The sequence below is a fragment of the Rhodococcus sp. GXMU-t2271 genome, assembly GCF_041414735.1.
GTDB classification, from domain to species: domain Bacteria; phylum Actinomycetota; class Actinomycetes; order Mycobacteriales; family Mycobacteriaceae; genus Rhodococcus; species Rhodococcus indonesiensis.
Genome location: NZ_JAUIZP010000022.1, coordinates 58504 through 75062 on the forward strand (window position 1 = coordinate 58504; position 16559 = coordinate 75062).

Below are 16559 nucleotides of genomic sequence, written 5' to 3' on the forward strand. Positions count from 1 at the left end.
GACGACGCGTCAGGCGTAGAGCGACCCGGTGTTGAGCACCGGTTGCGCGCTCTGGTCGCCGCACAGGACCACGAGCAGGTTGCTCACCATCGCGGCCCTGCGCTCCTCGTCGAGTTCGATGGTGTGTTCCTTCTCGAGCTGTTCGAGGGCGGTTGCGACCATGCCGACCGCGCCCTTGACGATCTGCTCACGCGCGGCGATGACCGCACCCGCCTGCTGCCGGCGCAGCATGGCCTGCGCGATCTCGGGCGCGTACGCGAGCCGGTTGATCCGGGATTCGACGACTCGCACGCCGGCGGATCCGACCCGCTCGTCGACTTCGGCGGACAGCCTCGAGGTGATCTCGTCGGCGTTCTGCCGCAGCGACAACGTCTCCGGGCCCGCGTCGTACGGGTAGCTACCGGCGATGTGACGGACCGCGGCCTCGGTCTGCACGGCGACGAACTCCTCGAAGTCGTCGACATCGAACACGGCCCGGGCGGTGTCCTCGACCTGCCACACGATGACCGCCGAGATCTCGATGGGGTTGCCGTCGGCGTCATTGACCTTGGCGATCCCGGTCTCGTGGTTGCGGATCCGGGTCGAGACCTTGCGCCGGGTGTTGAGCGGATTCATCCAGCGCAGCCCGTCCTTGCGGAGGGTGCCCGAGTACGAGCTGCCGAGCAACTGCAGCACCCGCGCCTCGTTGGGCTCGACGAGGACCAGGCCGGCGAGCGCCACGGTGGCAGGGACGATCAGCACCGCTCCGACCACGATCAGCGCGACGTTGCGGTTCAGCGCGCCGAACACGACGAGCGCCACGGCCGCGGCATCCACGGCGAGCGCGATCGCGAGGACGGACCAGCCGTCGACGGACCTTCCGGGTCGCTCCGTGACGACGGAGGGGGTGGCGGACATGGCGGGACTCCCTTACCGGAGAAGTTCAATGAGATATTAAAGTGATATCACATTATCGGCCGGCCGGACAGCGGCAACGGACACGTCGGTGCATCACGCGACGGACACGTCGGTGCATCATGAAGACGGGCCACGGAAGGGAGAGCGGCGATGACGACGGACGCACCGGCCACCGCCGTCGACGTCGTCGTGATCGGCGCGGGCCAGGCCGGGCTGTCCACCGCCTACTTCCTGCAACGGTTCGGCGTCGAACCGCAGTCCGGGTTCGTCGTCCTGGACCGGTCGTTCGGCCCCGGCGGCGCGTGGCAGCAGCGGTGGCCGTCACTGACGCTGAGCACCGTCAACGGAGTGCACGACCTGCCGGGGTGGCCGTTCTCCGAGGCGGTCGACACCACCGCCGGAGAGGTCCCGGCCTCCGCCGCGGTGCCCGAGTACTACCGCGCCTACGAGGCGCGCTTCCACCTGCCGGTGCACCGCCCCGTCCAGGTCGCCGTGGTGTGCGACCGCGGCGAGCGCCTGCGGGTGGAGACCGACCACGGGGTGTATTCCGCCCGCGGGCTGGTCAACGCCACCGGCACGTGGGAACATCCCTTCGTGCCGTGGTATCCGGGAGCCATGCGCTTCCGCGGGCGCCAGCTGCACACCCGGGACTACCGCAGCGCCGACGAGTTCGCCGGTCGTCATGTCCTCGTCGTCGGCGGCGGCATCTCGGCGGTACAGCTGCTCGACGAGATCTCCCGCGTCACCGAAACGACGTGGGTCACCCGTCGCGAACCCGCTTGGCGTGACGAGGATTTCACGCCGGAACTCGGGCGTTCCGCCGTCGCACTCGTCGAGGACAGGGTACGACAGGGGCTGCCGCCGGGCTCGGTGGTGTCGGTGACCGGTCTGCCGGTCACGCCGGCGATCCGCGCGGCGCGTGAACGCGGCGCCCTCGACCGCCTCCCGATGTTCGAGGAGATCACCGAGACCGGCGTCCGCTGGTCCGACGGCACCACGCTCGCCGTGGACGTCATCCTGTGGTGCACCGGTTTTCGTAGTTCCCTCGACCATCTCGCTCCCCTCGGCCTGCGTAATCCCGGCGGCGGCATCACCATGACGGGCAAGCTGGCGACGCAGGTCGCGGCGGACCCGCGGATCCATCTCGTCGGGTACGGGCCCTCGGCGTCGACCATCGGCGCGAACCGTGCCGGACGCGCCGCCGCCCGCGAACTCGTCGATCACCTCGCGGCCACCGCGCCGGGGCCGTGATCCGCCGCCTCGGCGCCGTTCTGGCGATGGTGGCCGCCGGCCTGGTGCTCACCGCACCGGCGACGGTCGAGATCGCCGTGCCGCCGCCACCGCCCCCGGCTCCCGCTCCGCCGATCGTGCCGCCCACGGCGGAGGAGGTTTCGGCACGGATCGCTCCGGCCGTCGTCACCCTCACCGCGAACCGCGGCTGGCGCGGCATCTCGGGCACCGGCATCGTACTCACCGCCGACGGCACGGTACTCACCAACCACCACGTCGTCACCGGGGCCACCGACATCAGCGCGGTGAGCCCCCACACCGGTGCGAGCTACGACGTCGCGGTGCTCGGCTACGACTCCACCCTCGACATCGCCGTACTGCAACTGGGCTCCGCCGCCGATCTGCCGGTCGCGGCCGTGACCGAGACTCCCCTCCCGCAACCGGGCGCGCCCGTGACGGCCTTCGGCAACGCGGACGGCGGCGGCGTCGTCGTGCCCGCGCCCGGCACGATCGTCGCCGTCGACAAGACGGTGTCGGTACGCGACTCGATGGACGGATCCCTACGTCGGCTGCGCGGAATGCTGCAGGTCAGCGCGGCGATCCGGCCCGGAGACTCCGGCGGTCCGCTCGTCGACGCGTTCGGCACCGTCGTGGGGGTCAACACCGCCGGGGCGGTCGAACCGGACCCGGCCGCCGTCCCCGACCCACCCGAGGCGTACGCGGTGCCCATCGGGACCGCCCTCGACGTGGTGGACCAGGTCCGTGCCGGGACGAGCGCCGGGACGGTGCACGTCGGCCCGACGCCGCTGCTCGGAGTGAGCGTCACCACCGACCGGACCGGCAACGAGGAAACCGGCGCCGAAGTGCTGTGGGTCGGCTACGGCACCCCCGCCGCCGGCACCGGCCTCGAGATCGGCGATGTCATCGTCGCGTTCGACGGGCGCCCCGTCACGACCACGGTGGACCTCGAGGAGATGCTGATGGCGCGCCGACCGGGCGACAGCGTGGAGATCGGCTGGCTCGACGCCGCCGGCCGGCAACGCACCGCCCGCGTCGTGCTGGACGCCGGCCCGCCACGCTGACCCCCGAACCCCCTTGGCCGAATGTCACATTCAGTCGGTCACGTCGACCGAATGTGACATTCGGTCACGGGCAGGTCAGGCGAACCGGTGGGTGGTCTGACCGAACGGCCCCTTGGCGAAGACGAGCACCTTGCTCGGCACGACGCGGAAGACCCAACCCGGATCGTCCACCGGGCCGACGGCGTCACCGTGGACCTCGAAACGCCACTGCTGGCCGTACTTGACGAAGTACGCCTCGGCGACGGCGCGCAGCTCGTCGCCGTCGGTGACCCGGCGGGCGCGCCCCTCGACGACGACGTCCGTGCCGGCCGCCCAGGTCGCGACACCCGTCGTGACCGCGACGGCAGCGTTGTGCCGGAGGTTGTGGGTCTTCTGCTCGCCCGGACCCGTACAGAAGACGAATCCGCCCGCCTGCCACAGTCCGATCAGCGGCGTCACGTGCGGGACGCCGTCGCGCCGGACCGTGCTGAGCCAGTACAGCTGCGCGGACTCGAGCAGCTCCTCGGTGTCGGGCCATGGCAGGGGCGGCTCCCCGTCGTCCCCGAAACGCGCATCGACGGTAGTGGTGACCGGTGTACTCACGACGACTCCTCTCCCGGCTCCGGCCGGAGCCCGTATCGGTACCGACCGGCCGGACGGGGAGAACTCATCGCGCAGGCCGAATGTGCGGACCGAAAGTGGTGGCCGAATGTCACATTGCGTCGATCAGATCGAACGCATGTCACATTCGGTCACCACCACCACCATCGCCACCGCCACCGACGACGACGACGGCGGCGGCGGCGGCGGCGGTGATCAGGAGAACGTGGCGGGGTCCCCGCCGATGCGGCCGCTGTCGTCGTGCAGCCCGCGGATCCGGTCGAGGTCGTCCGGGGACAGCTCGAAGCCGAAGACGTCGAAATTGCTCGCGATGCGCTCGGGGGTGACGGACTTCGGGATGACGATGTTGCCGAGCTGGATGTGCCAGCGCAGGATCACCTGCGCGACGCTGCGGCCGTGAGCCTGCGCGATGGCCGTCAGCGTGGGGTCGTCGAGCACGGTGCCCTGGCCGAGGGGACTCCACGCCTCGGTCGCGATGCCCTTACCGGTGTGGTAGGCCCGCAGCTCGGCCTGATCGAACCGCGGATGCAGTTCGATCTGGTTGACGGCCGGAACCTCGCCGACGGCGTCGATCAGCCGGTCGAGATCCTCGATCCGGAAGTTGGAGACACCGATCGAACGGGCCCGGCCCTCGGCCTTGATCTTCTGGAAGGCGCGGAAGGTGTCGATGTAGCGGTCCTGGCCCGGTGCCGGCCAGTGGATCAGGTACAGGTCGACATAGTCGAGGCCGAGCCGATCGAGGCTCGTGTCGAAGGCGCGCAGCGTCGAGTCGTAGCCCTGGTCGCTGTTCCACAGCTTGGTGGTGACGAACAGCTCGTCGCGTGGGACGTCCGAGTCGCGCAGCGCGCGGCCCGTGCCGGCCTCGTTGCCGTAGATCGCCGCGGTGTCGATGCTGCGGTAGCCCACCCGCAGGGCCTCGGTCACCGCGTCGTAGCTCCGGTCGTCCTCGACCTGCCAGAGGCCGAAGCCGAGCTGTGGAATGGTGTTGCCGTCGTTGAGGGTGATCGTGGGAACGGTCATGATCGGCCCAACGGGTTCCGGCCGCCCGATGTTCCCCCTATCCCACCATCCGGAAACCCACCAGCCCGCGTGGGGATAATCGAGTGGTGACTGCAACACTGCGCATCAGCGGCCTGTCCGCCTCCCGGGGCGAACGCACCCTGTTCACCGACCTGAATCTGACCGTCGCGCCCGGCGACGTGATCGGCCTGGTCGGCGCGAACGGCGCAGGCAAGTCGACCCTGCTCACGACGCTCGCCGGGGTGGGCACCGCCGACGTCACCGGCACGGTCGCATTCAGTCCGCCCGACGCCACCGTGGGGTATCTCGCGCAGGAACCCGAGCGCGTCCCGGGCGAGACGATCCTCGGCTTTCTCGGCCGGCGAACGGGCGTCACCGACGCCGAGCACGCGATGAACGCCGCGGCCGAGGCGCTGGGGAACACCGACGTCGACGACTACACCCCCGCCCTGGAGCGCTGGCTCGCCCTCGGCGGCGCGGATCTCGCCGAACGCGCCGAGAAGGTCGTCGCCGACCTGGGCCTCGACGTCGGGCTGGACGCACCCATGACGGGCCTGTCGGGGGGACAGGCGGCGCGGGCCGGGCTGGCGGCCCTGCTGCTGTCGCGGTACGACGTGCTGCTGCTCGACGAACCCACCAACGACCTCGACCTGGCCGGGCTCGACCAGCTCGAGCGTTTCGTCGCCGAAACCCGCACCGCGCTGATGGTGATCAGCCACGACCGCGAGTTCCTGGCCCGCACGGTCACCGGAATCGTCGAACTGGATTCCGCGCAGCAGCAGATCGCGGTGTACGACGGCGGCTACGAGGCGTACCTCGTCGAACGCGAGGTGGCGCGGAAGCACGCCCGCGAAACGTACGAGGAGTACGCGGACACCAAGCAGGAGCTCGAGGATCGCGCCCGGATGCAACGCAACTGGCTCGAGCACGGGGTCCGCAACGCCCGGCGCAAGTCCAAGGACAACGACAAGGTCGGCAGGAAGTTCCGTGCCGAGGCCACCGAGAAGCAGGCGGCGAAAGCACGGCAGACGCAGCGCCGCATCGAGCGGCTCGACGTCGTCGAGGAGCCGCGCAAGGAGTGGGAGCTGCGCATGTCGATCGCCGCGGCGCCGCGCAGCGGCGCGGTGGTGGCCACCCTGAACGGCGCGTGCGTCGACCGGGGCGACTTCGTGCTCGGGCCCGTCACCACGCAGGTGCAGTGGGGGGACCGGATCGTCCTCACCGGCCCGAACGGCGCGGGGAAGACGACGCTGCTGCGCGCACTGCTGGGCCGGATCCGCCTCGACACGGGCACCGCGGCCCTCGGGTCGGGGGTGAAGATCGGCGAGATCGACCAGGCGCGCGCGCTGTTCGAGGGCGACGAGCCGCTCGTGGACGCGTTCGCCGCGCAGGTGCCGGACTGGCCGGATGCGGACGTGCGGACGCTGCTCGCGAAGTTCGGGCTCAAGGGCCATCACGTGCTGCGGTCCGCGTCGTCGCTGTCACCGGGGGAACGCACCCGGGCCGGACTCGCCCTGCTGCAGGCCCGGGGGGTGAACCTGCTGGTGCTCGACGAACCGACGAACCACCTGGACCTGCCCGCGATCGAGCAGCTCGAGCAGGCCGTCGACAGCTTCGAGGGCACGCTGGTGCTGGTCACCCACGACCGCCGGATGCTGGCCACCACCCGTTCGACCCGCCGATGGCACCTCGACGGCGGGCGGCTGACGGAGGACCCGGCGTGACGGCCGGCAGTGTGCGGGTCGACAGCTGGACCTGGGCGGTGCGCCTGTTCAAGACACGGTCCGCAGCCGCGGCCGCGTGCCGGGGCGGGCACGTGCGGGTCAACGACGCCCCCGCGAAACCGTCGCAGGCGGTGAAGGTCGGCGACGAGGTGCGGGTGCGGGTCGCCGGGGCGGAACGGATCGTGCGCGTGACGCAGCTGCTCACCAAACGGGTGGGTGCGCCGATCGCAGCACAGGCCTACGAGGACCACAGTCCCCCACCTCCGCCCCGGGAGATCCTGGCCTCCCTCCCGCGCCGGGACCGCGGTGCGGGCCGGCCCACCAAGCGGGACCGTCGCGAGCTCGACCGGCTGCGGGGGCTGCTCGAATAGCCGCACCCGTTTCGGACATCGACAACCGTACCGATGGTTGTTTCGCATGCGATCCGGCGAATCCCACTTGACGAAACGTTGTGTTTTTACAACAATTCGTTGCATGAGCCCGGTCCGTCGGGGGGAAACCCTGCCGATTCACAACCGCATCCGCGTCCTGCGCGCGGAACGCGGAATGAGCCGCGCGCAACTCGCGGAACTCGTCGACGTCAATCCCCAGACCGTCGGCGCCCTCGAGCGCGGCGACCACTACCCCAGCCTCGACCTGGCCTTCCGGATCTGCGACGTCTTCGGCCTGCCGGTCGAAGCCGTGTTCTCCCGCAACGAATTCGGGCCGCTGTCCACCGAGGTGTACCGCATTCGCACCGCAACCGAAGGACGTGACGCACAGTGACCGAGATGCCCGTGCACGACACCACTCTCCTCGCGCGGTACGAGGAGTTCCGCACCCGGCGCTTCCTGAAGAACGAGGAGAAGTTCCGGAACATGCTGCCGCGCTGGCGTACTCGCCGGCGACGTCGCGTCCTCGTGGTAGCCCTCGCCGCGACGTTCGTTCTCATGTTCACCGTGAGCGTGCTGTGCCACTTCTTCGAGCGGGCACCGCTGCTGTGGCTGCCGGCGTGCCTCGTGTTCTTCCCCGTCTGGATCTCGCTCCAGATCGTCTCGGGCCGCCAGGGTGACGCCCCGCGCGCCGCGCTCGACGAACGAGAGATCCAGGAACGCAACAGCGCTCGCTCCATCGCCCTGACCGTCACCCAGGCCCTGGTCATGATTCCGGTGCTCTACCTCGTCGTGGGCAGCGTGCAGACCGACGGCATGCATCCGCGGATGGCGTACGCCGGCGGGCTGATGACGTTGACCGCGACACTCGTCGGCGGCTGCCTGCCCGCCATGATCCTGGCCTGGAACACCCCTGATCCGGACGAGATCGACTGATTTGCAAGACAACCCGAGGAATACGGAGGAAACGTGACCCTCACGATCGACGGTGTCTCGAAACGATACGGTGACGTCGTCGCACTCGACGACGTCACCTTCGATGTGCAACCCGGCGAGTTGTTCGGCTTCGTCGGCAGCAACGGTGCCGGGAAGACCACCACCATGCGGATCGTCCTCGGTGTGCTCGCGGCCGACTCCGGTGCGGTCCGGCTCGACGGCCGGCCCGTCGACCTCGACGTGCGCCGCACCATCGGGTACATGCCGGAGGAACGAGGGCTGTACCCGAAGATGAAGGTCGGGGCGCAGCTGTCGTACCTTGCTCGCCTGCACGGACTTTCCCGATCCGACGCCGATGCGGCCGTCGCACGCTGGACGAGCAGGCTGGGCATCGCCGAGCGGGTGGACGATGCCGTCGACGCGCTCTCCCTCGGTAACCAGCAGCGGGTCCAGCTCGCCGCCGCCCTGGTGCACGACCCGAAGGTGCTGGTCCTCGACGAGCCGTTCTCGGGCCTGGACCCCGTGGCCGTCGACGTCATGAGCGACGTGCTGATCGAGAAGGCCGAAACCGGAGTGCCGGTGATCTTCTCGAGCCACCAGCTCGACCTCGTGCAACGGCTCTGCCACCGGGTCGGGATCATTTCCAAGGGAACGATGCGCGCCGTCGGCACCGTCGACGAACTGCGCGGCCACGGCGCGGCCCGGCTCGAGGTGCACGCCCCGCACGCCCCCGAGGGCTGGGCAGCCGATCTGCCCGGCGTCACCACCGTCGCCCACGGTGGTGGCCGCACCGTTCTGCTGCTCGGGAAGGGCGCCGACGACCAGCAGATCCTCCGGACCGCCCTCGCCACCGGTCCCGTGCACGAATTCTCCGTCCACCGCCCGACCCTGACCGACCTGTTCCGAGAGGTGGTAGCCGCGTGAGCGCCCCGCTGAGCCCCGTCCACGCCGTGGCCCTGGTGGCCCGCCGCGAGTTCCTCACCCAGGTCCGCAAGAAGAGTTTTCTGATCAGCAACGCGATCATCCTGCTCGCCATCGTCGGGGGCATCGTCGCTGTGTCGCTGTTCTCGGGCGACGACGAACCCGCCACCGTCGGCGTCGTCGGCGACCCGGCGCTCGGCGCGACGATCACCGCGATCGGAGACGCCACCGGCAGCTCCGTCGACGTCTCCGAGATTCCCGACGCCGAAAGCGGCCGCGACCGGGTACGCGACGGCGAACTCGACGTCGCGCTGATCCCGGGCCCGGGAGGTTCGGTCACCGCCGTCGCCGAATCGGAGATCGATCCGGCCCTGCGCGCGACGATCGACACGGCCGTCGCGCAGCAGGCCCAGGTCGACGCCCTCACTGCGCGCGGCGTCGACCCGTCGGCGCTGGCCGCGGACACCGCCCGCGCCACCGTGACCGTCGAAGCCCTCGACCCTCCGGACCCCGAGCAGGGACAGCGCACCACCCTGGCGATCGCCGCGGTCGTGCTGCTGTACATGCAGATCATGATGTTCGGCATGTACGTGGCGATGGGCGTGGTCGAGGAGAAGTCGTCGCGCGTGGTGGAACTGCTGCTGTCGACGCTGCGCCCGCTGCAGCTGCTGTGGGGCAAGATCGTCGGCATCGGCGCCGTGGGGCTGCTGCAACTCACCGCATACGGAGTGGCCGGGGTCGGTGCCGGTCTCGCCACCGGGACACTCACCGTGACCGGCGCGGCCCTGGGCACGCTCGCCGGCACCCTGGGCTGGTTCGTCCTCGGGTTCGCGTTCTTCGCGGTCCTCTACGCCGCTGCCGGGTCGATGGTGTCGCGGCAAGAGGACGTGAACGCCACGGCGTCGCCGCTGATGGTGCTGATCGTCGCGATGTTCTTCGCGGCCTTCTCGTCGGTCGACGACCCCGAGTCGACGTGGAGCACCGTGCTGAGCTGGATCCCGCCGTTCTCGGCGATCCTCATGCCGCTGCGCATCGCCGCCGGTGTGGCGACACCGCTGCAGATCGTCGGCACCATCGTGCTGATGCTGCTCGTGACCGCCGCCCTGAGCGTGGTCGGGGCGCGGATCTACCGCAGGTCCATCCTGCGCATCGGCCGCGTCGTCACGTGGAAGGAAGCGATGGGCGCGCACCGCTAGGGTCGTGCCATGGCCCCCAGGATCTCGGCGCAGGAGTTCATCGACAGCGTGCTCGACGCAGGCACCTTCCACTCCTGGGACACCGCCCCCGTCGACGTGCACCCCGACGAGCAGTACCGCGCCGAACTGGAGGCCGCGGCGGCGAAGTCCGGCGTCGACGAGTCCGTGATCACCGGCGTCGGAACCGTGCACGGCCGCCGCATCGCGGTGATCGCCTGCGAGTTCGCCTTTCTCGCCGGATCGATCGGGGTCGCGGCGGCCGAGCGCATCGTCCTCGCCGTGGAACGCGCGACTCGCGAGAAGCTGCCTCTGCTCGCCTCCCCCACCTCCGGTGGCACCCGGATGCAGGAGGGCACGCTCGCGTTCGTGCAGATGGTCAAGATCGCGGCGGCCGTCACCGCCCACAAGGCCGCGCACCTCGGCTATCTCGTGTACCTGCGCAACCCCACCACCGGCGGGGTGTTCGCCTCGTGGGGCTCGCTCGGGCACGTCACCGCCGCGGAACCCGGTGCGCTCGTCGGCTTCCTGGGGCCCCGCGTCTATCAGGCGCTCTACCACGAGGACTTCCCGGAGGGCGTGCAGACCGCCGAGAACCTGTCCCAGAAGGGCGTGATCGACGGGGTGGTGCCTCTCGCCGGGGTCCGCCGGCTCGTGCACCGGATGCTGCGTGTGCTCACCGAGCCGACGATCGTCGACGCGTCGGCGGGTCCCGCAGTGACCTCCGCCGACGACGTGCCCGACGTCCCGGCGTGGCAGTCGGTGATGCTCTCCCGCCGGCCGGAACGTCCCGGCATCCGGCAGTTGCTGCGGCATGCGGCATCCGCGCAGGTTCCGCTGTCGGGCACCGGACAGGGCGAGTCCGACCGCACCGTGCTGGTCTCCCTCGCCCGGTTCCGCGGCGCGTCGTGCGTGCTGTTCGGTCAGGACCGCAGCGGCCAGTCCGCGGCCCGGACGATGGGTCCGGGCGCGCTGCGTGAGGCGCGTCGCGCGATGCGGCTGGCCGACGAGCTCCGCCTTCCTCTCGTGCTGGTGATCGACACGCTCGGAGCCTCGTTGTCGAAGGAGGCCGAGGAGCGTGGACTCGCGCCGGAAATCGCCCGCTGCCTGGCCGACCTGGTGACTCTGCCGACCCCTACGGTGTCGGTGCTCCTCGGGCAGGGCACCGGCGGCGGCGCTCTGGCGCTGCTGCCCGCCGACCGGGTGCTGTGCGCCCAGAACGGCTGGCTCGCCCCGCTGCCGCCCGAAGGCGCCAGCGCGATCGTGCACCGCGACACCACGCACGCCCCACAGATGGCAGCGGCCCAGGGCATCCGCTCCCGGGATCTGCTGCGCGACGGTGTCGTCGACGGTGTGATCCCCGAGTTCCCCGACGCCGCGGCGGAGCCCACCGAGTTCGCCAAGCGCGTCGGGGCCGCCGTTGCCCGCGAACTCGGCGTGCTCGTCGGTCAGGACGCGACGCTGCGGTACCGGCGGCGGCTCGAGCGCTACCGGAAGCTGGGGCTGCCGCGGTAACCCGCTCACCGACGCCGAGGCGCCGTCCGGCGCACCGCCCGAACGGGCAGTGCCTCGCGCCGGGGAATCTCGAATAGGGTGGTCGGCGTCACAAGCTGTGGTCAGAGAGGATGCGAATCGATGAGCTCGTACGCGGAGGCCTACCGGCAGAGCGTGGAGGATCCCGAGGGATTCTGGCTCGAGGCGGCCCGCGCCGTGGACTGGGTGGCCGCGCCGACGCGGGCCCTCGACGGCTCGCAGGCACCGTCGTTCCGCTGGTTCCCCGACGCCACGCTCAACACCAGCTTCAACGCCCTCGACCGGCACGTGCAGGCCGGACACGGCGACCGGCCCGCCCTGATCTGGGACTCGGCGATGGTCCCCGCCAAGCACACCTACACCTACGCCGAGCTGCTGGACGAGGTCGCGGCGTTCGCCGGGGTGCTGCGCGATCAGGGCGTCGTTGCCGGCGACCGCGTCGTGATCTACATGCCGATGATCCCGGAGGCGGCGATCGCGATGCTCGCGTGCGCCCGCATCGGTGCCGTGCACTCGGTGGTGTTCGGCGGGTTCGCCGCCAAGGAGCTCGCCACCCGCATCGACGACGCCCGCCCCGTTCTGCTCGTCACCGCCTCCGGCGGACTCGAACCGGGCCGCACCGTCGAGTACCTGCCGATGGTCGAACAGGCGCTGTCGCTGTCGCAGACCCCGCCGCACACCGTGATCGTCAAGAACCGGGAGATGATCCCGGGCACGGCGGCCGACTACAAGACGTCCGCCGCCACGTGGTTCGACTGGGACGAACTCGTCGCCGACGCGGATCCCGCCGAGCCGGTGACCGTCGCCGCCACCGACCCGCTGTACATCCTCTACACCTCCGGTACCACGGGGAAGCCGAAGGGTGTGGTGCGCGACAACGGCGGGCATGCGGTGGCCCTGACCTGGTCGATGCGCAACATCTACGACATCTCCCCCGGCGACGTGTGGTGGACGGCCTCCGACGTGGGCTGGGTCGTCGGCCACTCGTACATCGTCTACGGCCCGCTGCTGATCGGTGCGACGACCGTGATGTACGAGGGCAAGCCGGTGGGCACGCCCGATGCCGGTGCGTTCTGGCGCATCGTCAACGAGAACGACGTCGTCGCGCTGTTCACCGCCCCCACCGCGATCCGCGCGGTCCGCAAGGCGGACCCCGAGGCGAAAGAACTGGAGAACTACGACATCTCCTCCCTCCGGACGCTGTTCGCGGCGGGCGAGCGGCTCGACCCGGACACCTACGAGTGGGCGACGAAGGTGCTCGACCGGCCCGTCGTCGATCACTGGTGGCAGACCGAGACCGGGTGGGCGATCGCCGCGAACCTGCGCGGACTCGAGTCCATGCCGATCAAGGCCGGCTCGCCGACAGTGCCGGTACCCGGCTACCGCCTCGACATCGTCGATGCGGAGGGCAAGCCGGTCGGACCGAACACCGAGGGCAACATCGTGATCGCGCTGCCGCTGCCGCCGGGCACACTGACCGGACTGTGGCAGGACGAGGACCGCTACCGGCGGTCGTATCTGGAGACGTTCCCGGGCTACTACCTCACCGGCGATTCCGGCTACGTCGACGAGGACGGCTACGTCTTCGTCCTCGGCCGGTCGGACGACGTCATCAACGTCGCCGGCCATCGCCTGTCGACCGGAAGCATGGAGGCCGTCGTCGCCTCGCATCCGGCCGTCGCCGAGTGCGCGGTCGTCGGCATCCGCGACGAGCTCAAGGGTCAGCGGCCGTCGGGGTACGTAGTGCTCAAGTCCGGTGTCGAGATCGACCCGGAGACGCTGCGACAGGAACTCGTGGCGATGGTGCGCGACCAGATCGGCGCGGTGGCGACGTTCCGGGACGTCACCGTGGTGCAGGCCCTGCCGAAGACCCGCTCCGGCAAGATCCTCCGCAAGACGATGCGGCAGATCGCCGACCACGAGCAGTACACGGTGCCGTCCACCATCGAGGACCCGTCGGTGCTCGAGGCGCTCGAGCAGCAACTGCGCGGATAGCCGATCCGGCGCAGCCGCTCCGCGCTCGGTCATCCGCTGCGACGACGGTCGCAGCGGATGACCGATGGTCGAGCGGCCGTGCCCCGAGCAGCTACAGCCACGGCGTCGGGTGGGGCCGCGGACGACCGGGCGCCGGACGGCTGCGGTGGACGGCTCGCCGAAGTCGCTCCACGACGACGTCGAATCGGAACAACTCCGGCCACGTCCACCGCACCACCTGCAATCCCAGGTCACGCAGCGCGTCCTCGCGGCGCTTCTCGGCGCGCACGTCGTCGACGGTGCCGTACTTCACCATCCCGTCGAATTCGCCGACGATGCCCCACTGCTCCCAGAAGAAGTCGACGCGCGCGACGAACACACCACCCGGGGTGTGGATCTCCCGCTGCAGGACCGGCGCCGGGAGACCCGCGTCGTGCAGGCGTAGCCGGCTCAGGGACTCACCTGGGCTTTCGCTCCGGGTGTCGAGAAGCCCGACGACGCGCCGCGCCGCGGCGATCCCCGCGCGCGGCACGACGAAGTGAGCTTCGAAGTCGAGGAACGGATATCGACGCAGCGCGCTGTCCCCGACGACGACGGCCTCCTCCACGGGCAGCGTCCGCGCCAGGTCGACGACGGTGCGCGCCGGTGAAGTGACCCGCACGCCGTCGAGCTGCACGACGTCGCCGCCGAGCACAGCCGCGTGCACGTAGCGGGTAGGTCCCCGGCGTCCACCGGCGGGGCGCCCGTTGGTGGTGTGGATGAGGGTGAGATCGGTGTGCCACACGTCGAATTCGTGCAGGACCGCCGCGGAGACGTGGCTGATCGCGGCGGCCGGACCGAGTCCGGCGCCGACGGTACGCGCCAGCAGTCGGTGTCGCCCGACGTCGTCGAGGAGCTGCACGCCGTCGGCGTCGAGATACACGCCGGGGGTGAGACGCTGGAGTTCTCCGCGTCGCACCGCGCGCCGCAGCTCGGCGTCGGTGCGTCCGGCGGCCAGTGCGGAACGTCGCAACAAGGGTTCGGTCACCGCCTCAGCGTGCCGCGACAGTGACGGGAACGGGCCGCTCTTACAGCCAGCCAGCCGAATCTGTGGATGGAACGTCGGCCTGTGGACAACACCCGCTTCGTACGCAGTCATCCGCTGCGACGACTGTCACAGCGGATGACTGGGCGACGAGCGGATGTCAGCGTCGGCGACGGCGCCGCACCACGGCCCGCACCGTGAGCGCAGCTACCACGCTGCCGACGACAGCAGCGACGATCTGGGGCTTCTCGGCAGCGGTCTGCTTGGCGGCTTCGACCTTCTCGTGGGCGGCGGCCTTGGTGCGGGCGGGCACGTCCACGCGCTGCGCGAGTTCGTCGACGGTTGCGGCGAGTTCGGCGCGCTGCTGCTCGACGGATGGTACGGGCTCGGGGGTGGTCATCGCACGTGCTCCTTCACGGTGTTCACGTCACGCCGGACGCTCTCGGCGGTGTCCGTCGGGACGGGCGGGGCCGAGTTCTTCGCCCGCGACGCACCGACGGCAGCCAGCGTCCCGCCGATGGCCAGGACGACCAGCGAGACGATCAGCGCGGCCAGCCACGGGGAGAGCACGGTGGCGAGCCCCAGGATCGCGGTCGCGATGAGGGCGCCGATGCCGAGGTAGATCAGCATGAGTCCGGCGCCGGAGATGCCGACGCCCACTCCGATCCGGGTGCCCTTGGCTTTCACCTCGTCGAGGGCGTGGCCGACCTCGGTGCGCACGAGCATCGACACCTGGGTGGTGAGCCGCTCGGTCAATTGCGCGGTGGACAGTTCACTCGGGTCCGTGGCGCTGGGCGTGCCACCGGGGGACGCGGTCATGGTCGAGTCCTTTCCGTGTCGTGCGACTTCTGGGGGTCGTGCGACTTCTGGGGCCGGTCTGTCGCCCTCCGCATCGTCGGCGCTCTCGCGGTCCGAGACGGTGTGCGCGAGGCGGAGTTCGCGGCCGCGTTCGATGTCTTCCTGCCGCTTCTCCTCGTTCTTCTCGATGTTGCGGGTGTCCCGCGGCGGCAGCTGCAGCGTCTCCTCCGCCTCGATGCCGGCCTGCAGCTGCCGTCCGCGCTCGAGCTCGGCGTCGAACTCCGCGCCGAACAGCAGCGCGAGGTTGGTGATCCACAACCACAGGAGGAAGACGATCGCGCCGGCGAGGGAGCCGTAGGTCTTGTTGTAGCTGCCGAAGTTGGAGACGTAGAAGGCGAACGCGAGGGACGCCACGATCCACGTGACGATCGCGATGGTCGCGCCCAGGCTGATCCAGCGGAACTTGGGCTGCGACACGTTCGGCGTCGCGTAGTACAGGACCGCGATGATCATGATGACGAGCAGTAGGATGACCGGCCACTTCGCGATGCTCCAGATCGTCACCGAAGTCTCACCGAGCCCGATCACGTCTCCCACAGCCCTGGCGATGGGACCGCTGACGACGAGCATGAGCGCCGTCGCGCCCATCGCGATCAGGGCGAGCGCGGTGATGAGGAGCATCCAGGGCCGCAACTTCCAGATCGGCCGCCCCTCCTCGATCTCATAGATGCGGTTCATGGCGCGGCCGAACGCGCCGACGTAACCGGACGCCGACCACAGGGCGCCGGCGATACCGAGGATCAGAGCCAGGCCCGCGGTCGGTGCCTGCACCAGCTGTTCGACGGGGCCGCGCAGCGTGTTCACCGCATCGGTGGGCCCGAGATCCTCGACCAGCTGCAGCACCGTGTCCACCGTCGTCGCCCCCTGGCCGAACACACCGAGGAGCGACACGACCACGAGGAGAGCGGGAAACAGCGACAGGACGGCATAGTAGGTCAGGCCGGCAGCGAGGTCGGTGCACTGATCGTGACTGAACTCGCGAGCAGTCTTGCGCAGCACGTACGTCCACGACGGTTTGGTCAGGTCGGTCGGCGAGTCGGGTTTACGCGAATCTTCGGCCCGGGCCTCCGACCCGTCGCGGACCCGGTGATCTGCGGTCATGGTTCCCGAGGTACCCGTGGCGCCGGCGGACCAAACGCCGCGACCGGGCACCCACGACCGCGCCTGTGCGGTGCACCGGAACCCGCCGGCGCGGC

At 70.3% G+C, this 16559-nt stretch carries 16 protein-coding genes; 10 read left to right on the top strand and 6 right to left on the bottom strand.

What is annotated here, in order from left to right:
• Positions 1 to 9 precede the first annotated feature (9 nt).
• Positions 10 to 897 (bottom strand): SPFH domain-containing protein, encoded by an 888-nt coding sequence (locus tag QYS60_RS08040; RefSeq protein WP_003936371.1) that lies wholly within the window; start codon positions 895 to 897, stop codon positions 10 to 12.
• 150 nt (positions 898 to 1047) lie between these two features.
• Here QYS60_RS08040 and QYS60_RS08045 point away from each other — a divergent pair, with 150 nt between their 5' ends.
• Both QYS60_RS08045 and QYS60_RS08050 read left to right on the top strand, forming a co-directional pair.
• Positions 1048 to 2148, top strand: coding sequence for an NAD(P)-binding domain-containing protein (locus QYS60_RS08045; RefSeq protein ID WP_371382864.1), 1101 nt, complete (start codon positions 1048 to 1050; stop codon positions 2146 to 2148).
• Complete coding sequence (locus QYS60_RS08050) at positions 2145 to 3209, top strand: S1C family serine protease (RefSeq protein WP_081005201.1); 1065 nt, start codon at positions 2145 to 2147, stop codon at positions 3207 to 3209. Before QYS60_RS08045 ends, QYS60_RS08050 begins: the two co-directional genes overlap by 4 nt.
• Positions 3210 to 3284: 75 nt before the next feature.
• On the opposite strand, the gene QYS60_RS08055 is transcribed toward QYS60_RS08050, so the two are convergent.
• The gene (locus QYS60_RS08055) at positions 3285 to 3791 is read right to left on the bottom strand and encodes a pyridoxamine 5'-phosphate oxidase family protein (RefSeq protein WP_289377705.1); all 507 of its coding nucleotides are present in this window, start codon (positions 3789 to 3791) and stop codon (positions 3285 to 3287) included.
• Positions 3792 to 4004: 213 nt separating this feature from the next.
• The gene (locus QYS60_RS08060) at positions 4005 to 4829 is read right to left on the bottom strand and encodes an aldo/keto reductase (RefSeq protein WP_289377706.1); all 825 of its coding nucleotides are present in this window, start codon (positions 4827 to 4829) and stop codon (positions 4005 to 4007) included.
• Positions 4830 to 4915: 86 nt separating this feature from the next.
• Between QYS60_RS08060 and QYS60_RS08065 the strand changes: the two genes are divergently transcribed.
• The 8 genes from QYS60_RS08065 to QYS60_RS08100 all read left to right on the top strand — a co-directional run bounded on the left by QYS60_RS08065 (position 4916) and on the right by QYS60_RS08100 (position 13502).
• Complete coding sequence (locus tag QYS60_RS08065; protein WP_371382865.1) at positions 4916 to 6553, top strand: ABC-F family ATP-binding cassette domain-containing protein; 1638 nt, start codon at positions 4916 to 4918, stop codon at positions 6551 to 6553.
• Entirely contained in the window at positions 6550 to 6924 is a 375-nt protein-coding gene (locus QYS60_RS08070) for an RNA-binding S4 domain-containing protein (protein ID WP_003936377.1), read from the top strand. The genes QYS60_RS08065 and QYS60_RS08070 overlap by 4 nt, the downstream gene beginning before the upstream one ends.
• A gap of 103 nt (positions 6925 to 7027) precedes the next feature.
• A complete protein-coding gene (locus tag QYS60_RS08075; protein WP_003936378.1) occupies positions 7028 to 7318 on the top strand; it encodes a helix-turn-helix transcriptional regulator in 291 nt (96 codons plus the stop codon).
• Positions 7315 to 7860, top strand: coding sequence for a hypothetical protein (locus tag QYS60_RS08080; RefSeq protein ID WP_371382866.1), 546 nt, complete (start codon positions 7315 to 7317; stop codon positions 7858 to 7860). The genes QYS60_RS08075 and QYS60_RS08080 overlap by 4 nt, the downstream gene beginning before the upstream one ends.
• 33 nt (positions 7861 to 7893) lie before the next feature.
• Positions 7894 to 8784, top strand: a complete 891-nt coding sequence (locus tag QYS60_RS08085; protein ID WP_371382867.1) for an ABC transporter ATP-binding protein — start codon at positions 7894 to 7896, stop codon at positions 8782 to 8784.
• The gene (locus QYS60_RS08090) at positions 8781 to 9977 is read left to right on the top strand and encodes an ABC transporter permease (protein WP_289377709.1); all 1197 of its coding nucleotides are present in this window, start codon (positions 8781 to 8783) and stop codon (positions 9975 to 9977) included. The genes QYS60_RS08085 and QYS60_RS08090 overlap by 4 nt, the downstream gene beginning before the upstream one ends.
• Before the next feature lie 9 nt (positions 9978 to 9986).
• Entirely contained in the window at positions 9987 to 11489 is a 1503-nt protein-coding gene (locus QYS60_RS08095) for a carboxyl transferase domain-containing protein (RefSeq protein ID WP_003936382.1), read from the top strand.
• Positions 11490 to 11609: 120 nt separating this feature from the next.
• A complete protein-coding gene (locus QYS60_RS08100; RefSeq protein WP_003936383.1) occupies positions 11610 to 13502 on the top strand; it encodes a propionyl-CoA synthetase in 1893 nt (630 codons plus the stop codon).
• Between the two features lie 91 nt (positions 13503 to 13593).
• Here QYS60_RS08100 and QYS60_RS08105 read toward each other — a convergent pair whose 3' ends face one another.
• The 3 genes from QYS60_RS08105 to QYS60_RS08115 form a co-directional block, all read right to left on the bottom strand.
• Positions 13594 to 14508, bottom strand: a complete 915-nt coding sequence (locus QYS60_RS08105) for a type IV toxin-antitoxin system AbiEi family antitoxin domain-containing protein (RefSeq protein WP_289377712.1) — start codon at positions 14506 to 14508, stop codon at positions 13594 to 13596.
• Between the two features lie 157 nt (positions 14509 to 14665).
• Positions 14666 to 14905: a DUF3618 domain-containing protein gene (locus QYS60_RS08110; RefSeq protein WP_289377713.1), complete on the bottom strand. Its 240-nt coding sequence runs from the start codon at positions 14903 to 14905 to the stop codon at positions 14666 to 14668.
• A complete protein-coding gene (locus QYS60_RS08115; RefSeq protein ID WP_371382868.1) occupies positions 14902 to 16464 on the bottom strand; it encodes a YhjD/YihY/BrkB family envelope integrity protein in 1563 nt (520 codons plus the stop codon). Before QYS60_RS08115 ends, QYS60_RS08110 begins: the two co-directional genes overlap by 4 nt.
• Positions 16465 to 16559 lie beyond the last annotated feature (95 nt).